General features: G+C 73.4%; 13 protein-coding genes. 7 read left to right on the top strand and 6 right to left on the bottom strand.

Annotated elements, in window-relative coordinates; translation table 11 throughout:
• The first annotated feature begins 9 nt into the window (after positions 1–9).
• Both sucD and ACJOT3_RS02225 read left to right on the top strand, forming a co-directional pair.
• Complete coding sequence (sucD, locus tag ACJOT3_RS02230) at positions 10–951, top strand: succinate--CoA ligase subunit alpha (RefSeq protein WP_406968175.1); 942 nt, start codon at positions 10–12, stop codon at positions 949–951.
• Positions 948–2,510: an aldehyde dehydrogenase family protein gene (locus ACJOT3_RS02225; protein ID WP_406968173.1), complete on the top strand. Its 1,563-nt coding sequence runs from the start codon at positions 948–950 to the stop codon at positions 2,508–2,510. The genes sucD and ACJOT3_RS02225 overlap by 4 nt, the downstream gene beginning before the upstream one ends.
• Positions 2,511–2,630: 120 nt before the next feature.
• Here ACJOT3_RS02225 and fdhD read toward each other — a convergent pair whose 3' ends face one another.
• The 5 genes from fdhD to ACJOT3_RS02200 all read right to left on the bottom strand — a co-directional run bounded on the left by fdhD (position 2,631) and on the right by ACJOT3_RS02200 (position 9,910).
• Positions 2,631–3,512: a formate dehydrogenase accessory sulfurtransferase FdhD gene (gene fdhD / locus ACJOT3_RS02220; protein ID WP_406968171.1), complete on the bottom strand. Its 882-nt coding sequence runs from the start codon at positions 3,510–3,512 to the stop codon at positions 2,631–2,633.
• 135 nt (positions 3,513–3,647) lie between these two features.
• Complete coding sequence (locus ACJOT3_RS02215; RefSeq protein WP_406968169.1) at positions 3,648–4,589, bottom strand: 2Fe-2S iron-sulfur cluster-binding protein; 942 nt, start codon at positions 4,587–4,589, stop codon at positions 3,648–3,650.
• Positions 4,586–6,628, bottom strand: a complete 2,043-nt coding sequence (locus ACJOT3_RS02210) for an NAD(P)H-dependent oxidoreductase subunit E (RefSeq protein WP_406968167.1) — start codon at positions 6,626–6,628, stop codon at positions 4,586–4,588. Before ACJOT3_RS02210 ends, ACJOT3_RS02215 begins: the two co-directional genes overlap by 4 nt.
• Before the next feature lie 221 nt (positions 6,629–6,849).
• Positions 6,850–8,814 (bottom strand): molybdopterin oxidoreductase family protein, encoded by a 1,965-nt coding sequence (locus tag ACJOT3_RS02205; RefSeq protein WP_406968165.1) that lies wholly within the window; start codon positions 8,812–8,814, stop codon positions 6,850–6,852.
• 112 nt (positions 8,815–8,926) lie between these two features.
• Entirely contained in the window at positions 8,927–9,910 is a 984-nt protein-coding gene (locus tag ACJOT3_RS02200) for a 2-dehydropantoate 2-reductase (RefSeq protein WP_406968163.1), read from the bottom strand.
• 78 nt (positions 9,911–9,988) lie between these two features.
• Here ACJOT3_RS02200 and ACJOT3_RS02195 point away from each other — a divergent pair, with 78 nt between their 5' ends.
• A complete protein-coding gene (locus tag ACJOT3_RS02195; protein ID WP_406968161.1) occupies positions 9,989–11,329 on the top strand; it encodes a molybdopterin-binding protein in 1,341 nt (446 codons plus the stop codon).
• Between the two features lie 73 nt (positions 11,330–11,402).
• Complete coding sequence (locus tag ACJOT3_RS02190) at positions 11,403–12,083, top strand: GntR family transcriptional regulator (RefSeq protein ID WP_406968159.1); 681 nt, start codon at positions 11,403–11,405, stop codon at positions 12,081–12,083.
• On the opposite strand, the gene ACJOT3_RS02185 is transcribed toward ACJOT3_RS02190, so the two are convergent.
• On the bottom strand, positions 12,080–13,468 hold the full coding sequence (locus ACJOT3_RS02185; protein WP_406968157.1) for an MATE family efflux transporter: 1,389 nt from the start codon (positions 13,466–13,468) through the stop codon (positions 12,080–12,082). The genes ACJOT3_RS02190 and ACJOT3_RS02185 overlap by 4 nt on opposite strands.
• 233 nt (positions 13,469–13,701) lie before the next feature.
• Between ACJOT3_RS02185 and ACJOT3_RS02180 the strand changes: the two genes are divergently transcribed.
• From ACJOT3_RS02180 to ACJOT3_RS02170, 3 genes are all read left to right on the top strand, one after another.
• The gene (locus ACJOT3_RS02180) at positions 13,702–14,175 is read left to right on the top strand and encodes a hypothetical protein (protein WP_406968155.1); all 474 of its coding nucleotides are present in this window, start codon (positions 13,702–13,704) and stop codon (positions 14,173–14,175) included.
• Positions 14,168–14,386, top strand: coding sequence for a helix-turn-helix transcriptional regulator (locus ACJOT3_RS02175; protein ID WP_406968153.1), 219 nt, complete (start codon positions 14,168–14,170; stop codon positions 14,384–14,386). The genes ACJOT3_RS02180 and ACJOT3_RS02175 overlap by 8 nt, the downstream gene beginning before the upstream one ends.
• A 45-nt stretch (positions 14,387–14,431) precedes the next feature.
• A partial coding sequence (locus tag ACJOT3_RS02170; RefSeq protein WP_406968151.1) for an NAD(P)-dependent oxidoreductase occupies positions 14,432–15,127 on the top strand: 696 nt, incomplete at its 3' end.

Below are 15,127 nucleotides of genomic sequence, written 5' to 3'. Positions count from 1 at the left end.
CAACACACCATGGCCATCTTCCTCACCAAGGACAGCAAGGTCCTCGTCCAGGGCATGACCGGCTCGGAGGGCACCAAGCACACCCGCCGCATGCTCGCCTCCGGGACCAACATCGTGGGCGGGGTCAACCCGCGCAAGGCCGGCCAGTCGGTCGACTTCGACGGCACCGACATCCCCGTCTTCGGCACGGTCGCCGAGGGGATCGAGAAGACCGGCGCGGACGTCACGGTGATCTTCGTGCCGCCCAAGTTCACCAAGGACGCCGTGATCGAGGCCATCGACGCCTCCATCGGCCTGGCCGTGGTGATCACCGAGGGCATCCCGGTGCACGACACCGCCGAGTTCTGGTCCTACGCCCAGAGCAAGGGCAACACCACCCGCATCATCGGCCCCAACTGCCCCGGGCTGATCACCCCGGGCCAGTCCAACGCCGGCATCATCCCCGCCACCATCACCAAGCCGGGGCGGATCGGGCTGGTGTCCAAGTCCGGGACGCTCACCTACCAGATGATGTACGAGCTGTCCGACATCGGCTTCTCCACCGCGGTGGGCATCGGCGGCGACCCGATCATCGGCACCACCCACATCGACGCCCTGGCGGCCTTCGAGGCCGATCCGGACACCGACGTGATCGTGATGATCGGTGAGATCGGCGGCGACGCCGAGGAGCGGGCGGCGGCGTTCATCAAGGAGAACGTGACCAAGCCCGTCGTGGGCTACGTCGCGGGCTTCACCGCCCCGGAGGGCAAGACCATGGGCCACGCGGGCGCCATCGTGTCGGGCTCCTCGGGCACGGCCGCCGCGAAGCAGGAGGCCCTGGAGGCCGCCGGCGTCAAGGTCGGCAAGACCCCCAGCGAAACGGCCCGGCTCACCCGGTCCGCCCTGGCGGCCGCCGACGGCCGAGAGGAGGAGGACGGCCGCGCCCCGGCGCGGGCGTCCGCGACCCCATGACGGCGACGATCCTCAAACCCGGGACGGAGTGGGCGGCCCTGTACGCCCGCTGCCGGGAGGCGGCCCCCGAGGCCTTCGGACCCGACCGGGTGCACAACCGCTGGGGCGGCCGGTGGCGCGCCGACGGGCTGCCCCGCACCTCCCACTCCCCGGTGGACGGCACCGAGATCGCCGGGCCGCCCATGCTCGACGCCGCCACCGCGGCCCGGGCCGTGGCGGCGGCCGCGGTCGAACACCGCGCCTGGGCCCGGGTCCCGCTGGACGAGCGGCGCACCCGTGTCCGCGCCGCGGTCCGGTCCTGGAGCGAACACCGCGACACCCTGGCCCTGGCACTCGTCTGGGAGATCGGCAAGCCCTGGCGGCTGGCCCGCCAGGACGTCGACCGCGCCATCTCCGGGGTGGAGTGGTACCTGGACGAGATCGACGGGATGCTGGACGGGAGGCGGGCGCTGGAGGGGCCCGTCAGCAACATCGCCAGCTGGAACTACCCGATGAGCGTCCTGGCGCACGCCATGTGCGTGCAGGCCCTGGCGGGCAACGGGGTGATCGCCAAGACGCCCACCGACGGCGGGCTCGTCTGCCTCACCCTCGCGGTCGCCCTGGCCGCGCGGGCGGGCCTGCCGTTCACCCTGGTCGGCGGGGGCGGCCGGGACCTCGCCCCGGCACTGGTGCGCAGCCCGGAGATCGGCTGCGTGTCCTTCGTCGGCGGCCGGGACACCGGCGGCCGCGTCGCCGCCGACCTGGCGGACCTGGACCGGCCCCACATTCTGGAACAGGAGGGGCTGAACTGCTGGGGCGTGTGGGAGTTCGACGACTGGGACACCCTCTCCGGCCAGATCCGCAAGACCTTCGACTACGCCAAGCAGCGCTGCACGGCCTACCCCCGGTTCGTGGTGCAGCGCTCCCGGTTCGCCGACTTCCTCCAGGCGTACCTGGCCGCGGCGGCCGGGGTGCGGTTCGGCCACCCGCTCGCGGTCGCCGCCCCCGCCGACGACCTGCCCGAACTCGACTTCGGGCCGCTGATCAACGCGGCCAAGGCCAAGGAGCTCAACGACCGGGTGGCGGAGGCCGTCGCGGGCGGGGCGGTGCCCCTGTACCGCGGGTCCCTGGCCGACGCCCTGCTGCTCCCCGACCAGAACACCGACGCCTACGTGGCCCCCGTGGCCCTGCTGGAGCCGCCCAGGTCCTCGCCGCTCTTCCACGCCGAGCCCTTCGGGCCGGTCGACTCGATCGTGCTGGTCGACACCGAGGCCGAGCTCATGGCGGCGATGAACGCGAGCAACGGCGCCCTGGTCGCCACGCTCTCCTGCGACGACACCGACACGGCCGTGCGCCTGGCCGCCGGGGTGCGGGCCTTCAAGGTCGGCGTCAACCGCCCCCGCTCGCGCGGCGACCGCGACGAGCTGTTCGGCGGCCTGGGCGACTCCTGGCGCGGTGCCTTCGTGGGCGGTGCGCTCCTCGTGCACGCGGTCACCCGGGGGCCCGCCGGCGAGCGGCCGCCCGGCAACTTCCCGCACTACACCCTGCGCCCCCGGGGCTGGGAGGGGGCGGTGCACTAGGCGTACCGAACGGGCCCGGAGGGTGTGCCCTCCGGGCCCGTCGGCCACGCGGATATGCGAGGAGTCCGGTATCGGCCCTGGTCGGTACGGGGGGCTGGAACGCACCGGCCAGGGCCGCGCCTACCGGTGCGGAGGGTGCGAGGCCCCTGGGGCCGCCGAGGGCGCGGTGAGCGCCCTCTCCAGGAGAACGCGGTCCCTTCCGCTGTAGACGTTCATGGAGGTGCCGCGCAGGAAGCCGACGAGCGTCATGCCCGCCTCCGCGGCCAGTTCGACGGCCAGGGACGAGGGGGCCGAGACGGCGGCCATCACGGGGATGCCCGCCATCCACGCCTTCTGGACCAGCTCGAAGGAGGCGCGTCCCGACACCATCAGCACCGTCTCGCGCAGCGGGAGCCGGCCCGAGCGCAGCGCCCAGCCGACCAGCTTGTCCACCGCGTTGTGCCGTCCCACGTCCTCGCGCAGGGCCAGCAGCTCGCCCGCGGCGGTGAACAGCCCGGCCGCGTGCAGTCCGCCGGTGCGGTCGAACACCCGCTGGGCCGCGCGCAGGCGGTCCGGGAGCGCGGTGAGGGTGGGCACGTCGATCCGCAGTCCGTCGTCGGTGACGGGCCACCGCGCTTTGGTGCGCACGGCGTCGAGGCTGGCCTTGCCGCACAGTCCGCACGAGGACGAGGTGTAGAAGTTGCGCTCCAGCGAGGTGTCGGGGCGCGGCACCCCGGGGGCCAGGGACACGTCCAGCACGTTGAAGGTGTTGGACCCGTCCTCGGTGGCCCCGGCGCAGTAGCGGATGGCGGTGAGCTGCGAGGCCTCGGACACCACCCCTTCGCTCACCAGGAACCCGGCGGCGAGGTCGAAATCGCTCCCGGGGGTCCGCATGGTGATGCTCAGCGGGGAGCCGTCCAGCCTGATCTCCAGCGGTTCCTCCACGACCAGGGTGTCCACGCGCTCGCTCTCGACCCCCTCCCTGATCCTGAGGACCTTCTCACGGGCGGTCACCCGTCCCATGCCCCACCACCGCCTCCCGGCGTTCGAGCCGTCTACTGGTCTACTCCTCCCGACATGTCGGTGTCGAGGGGATGAAGCGTCGAATCGGTGCGCGGGGCCGGGCCGCCGCGTCGGGGCCCGGCCGCCGCGCCGCGTTCAGGCGTCGCCGCGTCGCTGTACGTGCTGGAAGCCGAACCTGCCCTTGATGCACAGGTTGCCGTGGGTCACCGGGTTGTCGTGCGGGGACGACACCTTGACGATCCGGTTGTCCTGCACGTGCAGGGTCACGTTGCACCCGACCCCGCAGTAGGTGCACACCGTGGTCGTCTCGGTCTGCGCCTCCTCGTTCCAGGTCCCGGCCCTGCGCATGTCGAACTCCGTGGCGAACGACAGCGCCCCGGTCGGGCACACCTCGATGCAGTTCCCGCAGTACACGCAGGCCGAGTCGGGGAGCGCCACGTCGTGCTCGGTGGAGATGCGGGCGTCGAACCCGCGCCCGGCCACCCCGATCGCGAACGAGTTCTGCCACTGGTCGCCGCAGGCGTCCACGCACTTGTAGCACGTGATGCACTTGGAGTAGTCGCGCACGTAGAGGTCGTTGTCCACCTTGGCGGGCTGCTCGACGGTCGCCGCCACCGAGCCGTCGCCGGGCTCGTGCTCTCCCGCGTGCCGGGCGTCGCGGACCCCGAGGGCGGCGGGTTCGGCCCGGGGGCCGAACCGCTCGGGCCGCGCCCCGTAGCGTTCCATCCACTCGGCGACCTCGGGGGTGGTGGACAGGTCCACGGACGAGCCCAGCAGCTCCAGGACCAGTTTGCGGCTGTGCCGCACCCGTTCGGAGTCGGTGGCCACGCTCATGCCGGCCTCCAGTTCGCGCGAGCAGGCCGGGGCGAGCGTGCGGGCGCCCTCCACCTCCACCACGCACACGCGGCAGGCGTTGCGCGGGGTGAGCGTGTCGCCGTAGCAGAGGGTGGGCACGTCGGTCCCGGCCGCCTCGCAGGCTTCGAGGACGGTGGTGCCCTCGGGTACGCGGACGGCCTCGCCGTCGATGGTCGCGTCGATCAGCCGTCGGGGGGTGGGCAGGAGTACGGGGACGGTCATCGGGCCTCCTCGGTCGCGGCCCGGTCGCCCGGGGCCGGGGTCGCCGTGCCGCCGGGGGCGGCGGCGGGAGCGGGGTCGGGGGTGTCGGTGGCGGGGCGGTCCTCGGCGTAGAGGCCGAGCCGGTCGATCGCGGACTCCACGGCGTTCCAGGCGGTCTGGCCCAGCCCGCAGATCGACGCGTCCCGCATCGCCAGGCCGACCTCGCGCAGCAGCGGGATCTCCGTGGCGGGGGAGGCCCCGGCGCGCAGGCGCAGCAGGGACTCCTCCTGCCGTACGGTGCCGACCCGGCAGGGCACGCACTGCCCGCAGGACTCGTCGCGGAAGAAGGCGGCCACGCGGGCCAGGATCGCGGGCAGGTCGGCGGTGTCGTCCAGGACCAGCACCACGCCCGAACCCAGCGAGGCCCCGGCGGCGCGCGCCCCCTCGAAGGTCAGCGGGATGTCCAGCTCGTCGGCCCGCACGAAGGTCCCGGCCGCCCCGCCCAGGAGCACGGCCCGGATCGAACGCCCCTGCGGCGGCCCGCCCGCCGCCTCGATCAGGTCGCCCAGGGTGGCCCCGAACGGCAGCTCGTACAGGCCGGGGCGGCGCACCCCGCCGGACAGGCAGAACAGTTTGGGGCCGGTGGACCCCTCGGTGCCCACGGCGGCGTACGCCGGCCCGCCCATCAGCAGGACGGGGAGCACGTTGACCAGGGTCTCCACGTTGTTCACCGTGGTCGGCTTGCCGAACAGCCCCTTCTCCACCGGGAACGGCGGCTTGGTGCGGGGCTCGCCGCGCCGGCCCTCGATGGAGCCGAAGATGGCGGTCTCCTCGCCGCAGATGTAGGCGCCCGCGCCGCGCCGGATCTCGATGTCGAAGGAGAAGCCCGACCCCAGGATGTCGGCGCCGAGCAGCCCGCGCTCCCGGGCCAGGGCGATGGCGTTCTCCAGGTGCCGCAGGGCCCGGGGGTACTCGCCGCGGATGTAGAGGTAGCCGGTGCGGGCGCCGATCGCGTACCCGGCGACGGTCATGGCCTCGACCACGGAGAAGGGGTCGCCCTCCATGATGACGCGGTCCTTGAAGGTGCCCGGCTCGCTCTCGTCGGCGTTGCACACCAGGTAGTGCGGGGTGTCCGGTTGCTGGGCGGTGGCGTTCCACTTGCGCCCGGTGGGGAAGGCGGCCCCGCCCCGGCCGACCAGCCCGGAGTCGGTGACCTCGCGGATCACCCCGGCGGGGCCCAGGCGCAGGGCCTCGCGCAGCGCCGCGTAGCCGCCCGCCGAACGGTAGTCGTCCAGGCTGAGCGGGTCGACGCGGCCGATCCGGCGCAGCAGGACGTGGTGGGGGGCTCCCGCGTCGGGGACGGCGTCCTCGGGGGCGGGTTCGGGGGAGGCGCCGGGGAGGGGGTCGGGGTGGAAGGTGGTGGCGGCCCCGGAGCCGGGGGAGCGGTGACCGTTGGTCGGCTCCTGCCCGCGGGGCGCGCCGTCGGCGAGGGCGTCCAGGCCCTCGGGGGTGGCCGGAGCCGCGACCGCGTACCGGGCCGGCGCCCCGGCCTGGAGGGCGAGCGCCGCGGGGGCGCGTTCGCACATGCCCAGGCACGGGCTCTCGTGCCAGGTGGTGGCGGGGGCGTCGGGGTCGGCGGCGTCGGTGTGGGATCCGGGCGGGCCCAGGCGTTGGGCCAGCCGGTCGCGCAGCGCGCCCGAGCCCGCCGCCGCGCAGGCGATGTCGGTGCACAGGTGCACGACCCGCCGGGGGCGCTCGCGCAGGGCGAACATGGCGTAGAAGGAGGCGACGGCGTAGGCCTCGGCCGGGGGGACGGTGAGTCTGCGGCAGATGTGGTCGAGCGCCCCGCGGCTGATCCAGCCCACCCGGTCGTTGACCGCGTGCAGGGCGGGCAGCAGCAGGTCGCGCCGGTCGCGGGCGGCGTGCCCACCGCGGGCGTAGCGCAGGTCGGAGTCCTGGCGGGTGCCGCCGTCCCAGCCGGATTCGGGCGTGCCCAAGAGTGAGTCGACGGCGTCGCGTTCGGCGGCGGTGGCCGCCTCGTCCTGAATGCGCAGGTCCACGCCCGGATCACCTCAATCGTGTAAGACAGATCACAGGATTCTGTATACAGGAGACAGTAGGATGGGGGTTCCGGATTGACAACCCTCGTCACCGATGCGAATCCGGTGGCGGAGGCGGTCCCTCCGGGCGTCCGGTCCAACGGACACGGGCCGGACCGTCCCGCCAGGGGGCTGGGGGGACGGTCCGCCCTTCGCCTTTCACAGGTCGGCGGGCCAGCGGGCTAGCGGAGCACCTCGTCCGGGGCGCCCCTCCGCTCGGCCGCGGGCCGGGGCCCCAGGCGTTCGATCCGTACGGCGGCCGCCTTGTACTCGGCGGTCCCCGCGATGGGGTCGGTGGCGTCGATGGTCAGCAGCTGGGTGTCGACCTGGTGCGGGAAGTGGAAGGTCATGAACACCAGTCCCGGCCGCATGGACGCGGTGATCGAGGCCGGGACCAGGACCGAACCGCGGCGGGAGGTCACCCGGACCGTCTCGCCGTCCTCGATCCCGAGCTTGGCCGCGTCCTCCGGGGACAGGTCCAGCAGCTCACCCCGCCGCAGCGGCGAGGAGAAACCCCCGGTCTGCACCCCGGTGTTGTAGTCGTCCAGGCGGCGGCCGGTGGTGAGCCGGAACGGGAAGTCCTCGTCCAGCAGGTCCACCGGCGGCGAGTGGCCCACGATCCCGAACGGCGCGGGCTCGCCCCGCAGCTCCGGGTCCTTGGACCACAGGCGGGAGTGCAGGTAGCTCGGCTCCAGGGTGTCCTCGGAGTAGCAGGGCCACTGGATGCCGTCCAGCTCGGCCAGGCGTGCGTAGGTCATGCCCCGGTGCATGGGGGACAGCGAGCGCACCTCGTCCCAGATCTCCTCGGCCGCCGGGCGCTCCCACGGGTGGCCGAGCCGGGTGGCCAGCTCGCACATGATCTCGATGTCGTCCCTGGCGCCCTTGGGCGGGTCCAGGGCCTTGCGCACCAGCTGGACCCGGCGCTCGCTGTTGGTGAACGTGCCGTCCGACTCGCACCAGGCGGCGCTGGCCGGGAGCACGACGTCGGCGAGCTCGGCGGTGCGGGTGAGGAAGATGTCCTGGACCACCAGGTGGTCCAGGGCTTGCAACCGGGCGGTGGTCTTGTGCGTCTCGGGCTCGGACTGCACGGGGTTCTCGCCGATGACGTAGAGGGTCTTGAGCTCGCCCTCCTCCATGGCCTCGAACATCTGGGTGAGGTTCAGGCCCTTGCGCCCCTGGATCGGCCGGCCCCAGGCGCGTTCGAACGGCTCCCGGACCCGCGGGTCCAGGATGTCCTGGAACCCGACCAGCCGGTCGGGGATGGCGCCCATGTCGCCGCCGCCCTGCACGTTGTTCTGGCCGCGCAGCGGGTTGAGCCCGGAGCCGTGCCGGCCGACGTGCCCGGTCAGCAGGGACAGGTTGATCAGCGAGCGCACGTTGTCGGTCGCGTTGTGGTGTTCGGTGATGCCGAGGGTCCAGCACAGCTGGGCGCGCTCGGCCCGGGCGTAGGCGTGGGCGAGCTCGCGGACGGCCTCGGCCGGTACGCCGGTCTCGGCCTCGGCCGCGGCGAGCGTCCACGGCTCCACCAGCGCGCGGTACTCGTCGATGCCGCTGGTGGCGCGCTCGATGAAGGACTCGTTGGCGAGCCCGGCGTGCAGGATCTCCCGGCCGACCGCGTGCGCCAGCGGGATGTCGGTGCCCACGTTGAGGCCGAACCAGCGGTCGGCCCACTCGGCGGTGGGGGTGCGCCGGGGGTCCACGACGAAGAGCCGGGCCCCGTTGTGCACGCCCTTGAGCACGTGCTGGAAGAAGATCGGGTGCGCGAAGCGCGGGTTGCCGCCCCAGATGACGATGAGGTCGGTGTCCTCGATCTCGGCGTAGGAGGAGGTGCCGCCGCCGGACCCGAAGGCGGCGGACAGCCCCGCGACGCTGGGCGCGTGGCAGGTGCGGTTGCAGGAGTCGACGTTGTTGGTGCCTACGACGACGCGCGTGAACTTCTGCGCGACGAAGTTCATCTCGTTGGTGGCCCGGGCGCAGGAGAGCATGCCGAAGGAGTTCGGCCCGTAGCGGTCGATGCCCTGCCGGAACCCGGCGGCGGCGCGGTCCAGGGCCTCCTCCCAGGAGGCCGGGCGCAGCTCGCCGTGTTCGCGGACCAGGGGGCGGGTGAGTCGGTCGTAGGGGGCGGAGAAGTCTTCGGAACGACGCATGTGGCCTCGCTTGGCGTTCGTGGCCTTGAAGAGAATACTGTATGCAATGTTACGGGTCGGGGCAATGGGCGACCGCTGGAAGGGGGAGGGGAAGGGGACTCCGAACGGCGGGCTAGACGGGGGCGGGCTCGGAGACCCGCTGGTTCAGCAGGCCGGCCACGGCGTCGACCGCGCGCAGGGTGGGCGCGGGAGCCCCGGTCAGGTCGGCCAGTTCGACCACGGCGGACAGGATGACGTCCAGCTCCATGGGTCGGCCCCGTTCCAGGTCGTGCAGGGTGGAGGTGCGGTGGTCGCCGGTCCGCTCCGCGCCCGCGAGCCGGCGTTCGACGGAGATGTCGGGGTGCACGCCCAGCCGGGCGGCCACGTCCAGGGTCTCGTGCATCATGGTGCGGGCCAGGTCCCGGGTCGAGCGGTGGCGGCAGATCTGCGCCATGGTCGAGCGGGTGAGCGCGCTGAGCGGGTTGAAGACGATGTTGCCCATCAGCTTCACCCAGATGTCCACCCGCAGGTCGGGTTCGACCGGGCACTTGAGCCCGCCGGCCACCATCGCCGCGGACAGGTCGCGGCAGCGCCGGGAGTCGGAGCGGTCCGGCTCACCGATGGAGAACCGGGTGCCCTCGATGTGCCGGACCACCCCCGGCTCGACGATCTCCGTGGCCGCGTAGACCACGCAGCCGATGGCGCGCTCGACCGGGATCACCCGGCTGACCGCGCCGCCCGGGTCGACGCTCTCGATCCTCCTGTTCGCGAGCGGGCCCGGCACCCCGTGGAAGTACCACCACGGGATGCCGTTCTGCGCGGCGACCACGGCGGTGTTCGGGCCCAGGAGCGGGCGCAGCAGCGGGCCGCACCCGGCGTAGTGCTGGGCCTTGAGGCCGAGCAGGACGACGTCCACCGGGCCGATCTCGGCGGGGTCGTCCGTGGCGTGGGGGTGCGCGGTGAAGTCGCCGCGGGGGCTGAGCACCCGGACGCCCCGCTCGCGCAGGGCCCGCAGGTGCTCGTTGCGGGCTATGAGGTGGACATCGGCTCCGCCGCGGTGCAGCGCGGCGCCCGCGTAGGCGCCGATCGCTCCGGCGCCGAGAACGGCGATGCGCATGGGAACTCCTTCCATTCGCCATACTGTATACAGTATGCTCTGCCGTGACGTCTCCTCACCACGGCAGGGAGAGAAGGAATGCCCGACTCGGTCACCTCGGAAACTTCTCCGGTTCTTCGTCTCCACGGTCGTCGGCGGGAGCACGCGCCGACGTCCTGGCTCCGGGCCCGCGAACTGGCGCGCGAGGTCGGCGCCGAGGGTGCCGCCGGGGCCGTCGCCGGGGGCGTCGCGCCCGTGGCGGAGGTTCCGCTCCCCGCGGCCCTGGGCGCCACGCTCGGGGCCGACCTCGTCTCCGCGGTCGACGTCCCCGTCCTGGACAGCGCCGCCATGGACGGCTACGCCGTCTGCGGCGAGGGGCCCTGGACCGTCCTGGGACGAACACTGGCCGGACACCGCGGGCCCGTGGCCCGCCTGGACCGGGGAGAGGCGGTGGAGATAGCCACGGGCGCCGTCGTACCGGACGGCACCACCTCCGTCCTCCCCTACGAGCGCGCCACCCTGAGCCCGGCCGGACCGGGACGGACCGCGGACCCGAGGGCCATCGAGGGTCCGACGGGGGCCGCCGGGGACTCGGGTGGCGCGCCCGGACCAGGGGGCACGGCCCTGCTGAGGGGGGAGACCGAGCCGGGGCGGCACCTGCGGTTGCGGGGCGAGACCACCCCGGCCGGGTCGGTGGCCGCCCCCGCCGGGAGCCCCGTCACCCCCGCGCTCCTGGGCCTGGCCGCCGGGCTGGGCCGGGACACCCTGCCGGTGCTCCGACCCCGGGTCCGCGTTCTGATCACCGGTGACGAGGTGGTGCGGGAGGGCGTCCCGCGCCCCGGGACGGTCCGCGACGCCATCGGCCCGGTGCTGCCCGGTCTGGTGGCCTGGGCCGGAGGTGCGTGCGCGCCCCCCGACCTGCTGGCGGACCGGCGGAGGGACCTCGAAGAGGCCCTGGGGGAGGCGTCGGGGACCGACCTCGTCGCCGTCTGCGGCTCCTCCTCCCGGGGCCCGGCCGACCACCTGCGCGCGGCGCTGGCCGGCCTCGGCGCGAGGTTCGTGGTCGACGGGGTGGCCTGCCGCCCCGGACACCCGCAGCTCCTGGCCGTCCTACCCTCCGGAACCGTGGTCGTCGGGCTGCCGGGCAACCCCGGCGCGGCCCTGGCCGCCGCCCTCACCCTGCTCGTCCCCGCCCTGAGCGGCCGCGCCGGCCGCCGCGACCCGGCGCACACCGGGCGCCGGGTCCGGCTCATCGGCGACACCCGGCCCCATTCCCACGACGTCCGGCTGGTCCCGGTGCGCGTCAGCCGCGACCTCGCCGTGGAGCTGCCCGCCACCGGCTCCGCCGACCTGCGCGCGGCCGCCGTCGCCGACGCCCTCGCGGTCGTCCCGCCCGGCCGCCCGCCGGGGCGCGTCGAACTCGTCGGGATGCCCTGGTGACCCGCGCACCCCGTGCACTTCGTACACTGTCTACAGCGAACCCGACCACGCCGCCGGAATCTGGAGACTCCTCATGGCCTCGCAGGGATTGAACGCCGTCGCAGGACGGATCCAGCGCCCGGTCCCACTGCGGGAGTCCGTCTACGAGGCCATCCTCGACCTGATCACCACCCGGGCCCTCTCGCCCGGCCAGCACCTGGTCGAGACCGAGCTGGCCGGGACCCTCGGCGTCTCCCGCCAGCCCATCCGCGAGGCCATGCAGCGGCTCAGCAACGAGGGCTGGGTGGACCTGCGGCCCGGCTACGGCGCGTACGTGCACACCCCCACCGAGAGCGAGGCCGACCAGCTCCTGGCCGTCCGCGCGATGCTGGAGGCCGAGTCCGCCCGGCTCGCCGCCGAGCACGCCTCACCCGAGCAGATCCGGCTCATGCGCGAACTGGTCGCGGCCGGCCGGGAGGCCACCGGCCGCGCGGACACCGAGGCCGTCGTCAAGGCCAACGCCGACTTCCACCGCACCGTCACCGAGGCCTCCGGCAACCGGGTCCTCGCCGAACTCGCCGCCCAGGTCGACCGCCGGGTCCGCTGGTACTACGCACCCGTCGCGGGCATCCGCGGCTCGGCCTCCTGGGACGAGCACGAGCAGCTGGTCGAGGTCATCGAGCGGGGCGACACGGCCCGGGCCCGCGAGCTCATGAGCGAGCACACCGAGCGCACCCGCCGCACCTACCACGAAGAGGTCGACGGCGCGCATTAGGTGGCGGGCGGGCGGTCGGCACCGGCCTCCTCGGCGGGGGTGCGGCCCGCCGCCCAGATCCGCCGCAGCACCCACCAGAAGGCGAGGGCGGACAGCGCGAAGACGGCGCCCCTGCTCGCGATGGCCCAGAAGGCCGAGTCCAGGACGAACACCGACCACCAGGCCAGGGGCAGGGCGACGGCGTAGGTCAGGGTGGAGGCCCCGAACAGCACGTTCCCGCGTTGGTGCACGGCCAGGAAGCGGGCGAGGATCTGGTCGAAGAAGTACACCGGCATGCTGACCATGTACGCCAGGAACATCGACTGCGCCAGGGCACGGTCCACCCCCTCACCGGAGAACGCCGCCACCAGCCACGGGGTGGCGGCCAGGGCGATCATGGCGCTGGCCGCCGTGACCACGCCGGAGTAGCCGGTGACCGTCCGGAACGTTCTGACGAGCACCTCCCGGGAGGACTCGCCGACGTAGCCGTAGAAGACGAAGGCCGCCTCGAAGCACGACTGGGGCAGGCGGCAGTACAGGGTGTAGAGCTTGCCCGCCACCGCGGTGGCCGCCACGGCCCCCGCCCCCAGGGTGCCGATGAACAGGATGGGCACGGTGGCGCTCATGTAGTCGTTGACGTGGCGGCCCCCGATCCCGCACGCCGTGGGGGCCAGGCTGCGCAGCTCGGCGCCGACGGCCGCGGCGCCGGGGCGGGGGAGGCGGTCGCCGCGGTCCCGTAGGACCCGGAACAGGAACCACGCCCCCACCGGGACCATCAGCGTCTGGGCCAGCACCGTCGCGAAGGCGACGCCGCTCTCGGGGGTGGCGAACAGCCCGGACAGGCCCGTGTACAGGAACAGATAGTCCAGCACCAGGTTGGCCGTGAACCCCAGGGCCAGGACGACCGTCGCCCGGTTCCGGGCCCCGCACACGCGCAGGGTGACACCCAGCACGGAGGCGACGAGGGCGGGCACGATCCCGCTCAACCGGATGTCCAGGTAGGCGTCGACCGCCGGGACGATCTCCGGGGCCTGGCCGATGGCGGACAGCGCGGGCCCCATGACCGCGGCCAGCAGCACCCCCAGGGCCTGGAACCCCAGCAGGACGACGAGGGAGGCGGCCGCCAGCACCGGCAGGCGCCGGGACAGCTCGCCCCCGCCCTCGGCGATGGCGACCCGGCCGGCGTAGGCGTGCACCAGGCCCGTGAAGAACGCGAAGACCGCGATGGCGATGAGGTCGCCCAGCCCCAGCGCGGCGATGTGGTCCACCCCGAGCGGGGCGATCATCAGGAGGTCGACGGCCCCCATGCCCACGATGATGAACTCCAGCAGGAGCATCATCGAGGCGAAACCCGCGAAGTTGCGCCTGGTCAGCGTGGTGTGGCCGCCGCTGTCCGTCCCACCCATCCGGTCACCCGTCTCCCGCACCCGTCTCCCGCCCCTGCCGTGAAGGCCTCGCCATGATCTCGCGGCGGCGCCCGCTGCGCCCGCGGCTGCCGGGGGCGGGCCCCGCGCGAGTGCCGGAGGGGCGTCGTCCACGCTGGGACGATGCCCTTCCATGTCTAGAATCATTGACCTCATGTCAAAGGTGCTTTACATTGAAGCATGTTAATGATTCTTGACATGGAAGGGAGAGGGCGATGATCCGAGACGCCGACCCGGAAGGTCCCGTCGCCATGACGTTCGGGCAGCGGAACGCGTGGGTGGCCGCCTTCGTCACGCCCGCGGCGGCCGTCGTCTACCTCGCCGTGGTCCTGCCCCACCTGCGGGACCAGCCCGCCTCGGAGGTCGCCTGGGCCGGTCCGATGCTGTGGACGATCGGCGCGACGCTCGTCGCCACCATCGTGGGGGGCATCCTCGTCTCGATCGCGGCGGCCGTCGTCGGCCGGGAGGTGCAGCCCCGGGGCGACGTGCGCGACAGCCAGATCGACCACTACGGCGACCGCCTGGCCCAGGCCGTCACCGCCTTCGGCGCCGCGGGCGTCCTGGTGCTGGCGATGCTCGAAGTGGACCACTTCTGGATCGGCAACGCCCTGTTCCTGTTCGGCTCCATCGGAGCGACGTGGGGGGCCGTCGCCAAGATTCGCGCCTACCACGGTGCCTTCCATGGTTAAGCCGACCCGGGTCACCAACCGGATCCGCGCCCTGCGGTTCACCCACGGCGAGATGACCCAGGCCGACCTGGCCGAACGCATCGGTGTCACCCGCCAGACGGTCATCGCCATCGAACGGGGGCGCTACTCGCCGTCGCTGGAGATGGCGTTCCAGATCGCCCGGGCGTTCGGTGTGCCGCTCGACGAGGTCTTCCAGTACCCCGAGGAATGAGCGGCTCGGGGCCGACATGACCGATATGACAAGGAGAGAACGAAGATGAACAGTCGTGGCGGGCCGAGGATCTGCATCGTCGGCGCCTCGGGCAAGCTCGGCCGGTACATGGTGCGGCACGCGCTGGACCGGGGGTACGAGGTCGTCGGCGTGTGCCGTGAGCGCAGCGTGGGCAAGCTGGACGAGTTCAAGGACCGCATCACCGTCGTGGCGGGGGCGACCGACGACCGAGACGTCATCGCACGGGCGGTCGCCGGGTGCGACGGCGTGCTCACCGTCCTGGTCCCCTGGGGTGTGCACGGCTACGCGACGGGCACGGCGCGGGCGGTCCTGGAGCAGGCCGACCCCGGGGCGCGCCTGGTCTTCTCGTGCGGCTGGCACATCACCCGCGACGGGCGGGACGTGTACCCGTGGAAGCTCAGGGCGTTCATCAAGGTCTTCGGCCCGATCGCGCGGCTGACCCGCTTCGCCGACATCGACGACCAGGTGGAGGCGTGCCGGCGGATCTTCGCCAGCGACACCCGGTGGACGGTCGTGCGCGGCAGCGACCTGGAGGAGGGCGAGAGCCAGGGCCTGCCCGTGTGGCGCCGCCACGTCGGGGACCCCGCGCTCACGAGCAACATCACGCGCCGGGTGGACTTCGCGCTGTTCATGGTGGACGCCCTCACCAACGACGAGCTGGTCCACGAGGCGCCGGCGATCGTCGGCCGCCGGACGCCCTCGGCGCTGAGCGGGGCGGCG

This window comes from Nocardiopsis protaetiae (assembly GCF_045446735.1).
In the GTDB taxonomy this organism is placed as follows: Bacteria; Actinomycetota; Actinomycetes; order Streptosporangiales; family Streptosporangiaceae; genus Nocardiopsis; species Nocardiopsis protaetiae.
The sequence above is the reverse complement of the archived record's forward strand: the minus strand, read 5'-3'. Positions and strand labels throughout refer to the sequence as shown.

What these genes read in the sequence shown, in the direction of transcription:
- sucD (WP_406968175.1), top strand. Translation starts at nt 10, where the DNA reads ATGGCCATCTTCCTCACCAAGGACAGCAAGGTCCTCGTCCAGGGCATG.
- ACJOT3_RS02225 (WP_406968173.1), top strand. Translation starts at nt 948, where the DNA reads ATGACGGCGACGATCCTCAAACCCGGGACGGAGTGGGCGGCCCTGTAC.
- fdhD (WP_406968171.1), bottom strand. Translation starts at nt 3,512, where the DNA reads ATGGGACGGGTGACCGCCCGTGAGAAGGTCCTCAGGATCAGGGAGGGG.
- ACJOT3_RS02215 (WP_406968169.1), bottom strand. Translation starts at nt 4,589, where the DNA reads ATGACCGTCCCCGTACTCCTGCCCACCCCCCGACGGCTGATCGACGCG.
- ACJOT3_RS02205 (WP_406968165.1), bottom strand. Translation starts at nt 8,814, where the DNA reads ATGCGTCGTTCCGAAGACTTCTCCGCCCCCTACGACCGACTCACCCGC.
- ACJOT3_RS02200 (WP_406968163.1), bottom strand. Translation starts at nt 9,910, where the DNA reads ATGCGCATCGCCGTTCTCGGCGCCGGAGCGATCGGCGCCTACGCGGGC.
- ACJOT3_RS02195 (WP_406968161.1), top strand. Translation starts at nt 9,989, where the DNA reads ATGCCCGACTCGGTCACCTCGGAAACTTCTCCGGTTCTTCGTCTCCAC.
- ACJOT3_RS02190 (WP_406968159.1), top strand. Translation starts at nt 11,403, where the DNA reads ATGGCCTCGCAGGGATTGAACGCCGTCGCAGGACGGATCCAGCGCCCG.
- ACJOT3_RS02185 (WP_406968157.1), bottom strand. Translation starts at nt 13,468, where the DNA reads ATGGGTGGGACGGACAGCGGCGGCCACACCACGCTGACCAGGCGCAAC.
- ACJOT3_RS02180 (WP_406968155.1), top strand. Translation starts at nt 13,702, where the DNA reads ATGATCCGAGACGCCGACCCGGAAGGTCCCGTCGCCATGACGTTCGGG.
- ACJOT3_RS02175 (WP_406968153.1), top strand. Translation starts at nt 14,168, where the DNA reads ATGGTTAAGCCGACCCGGGTCACCAACCGGATCCGCGCCCTGCGGTTC.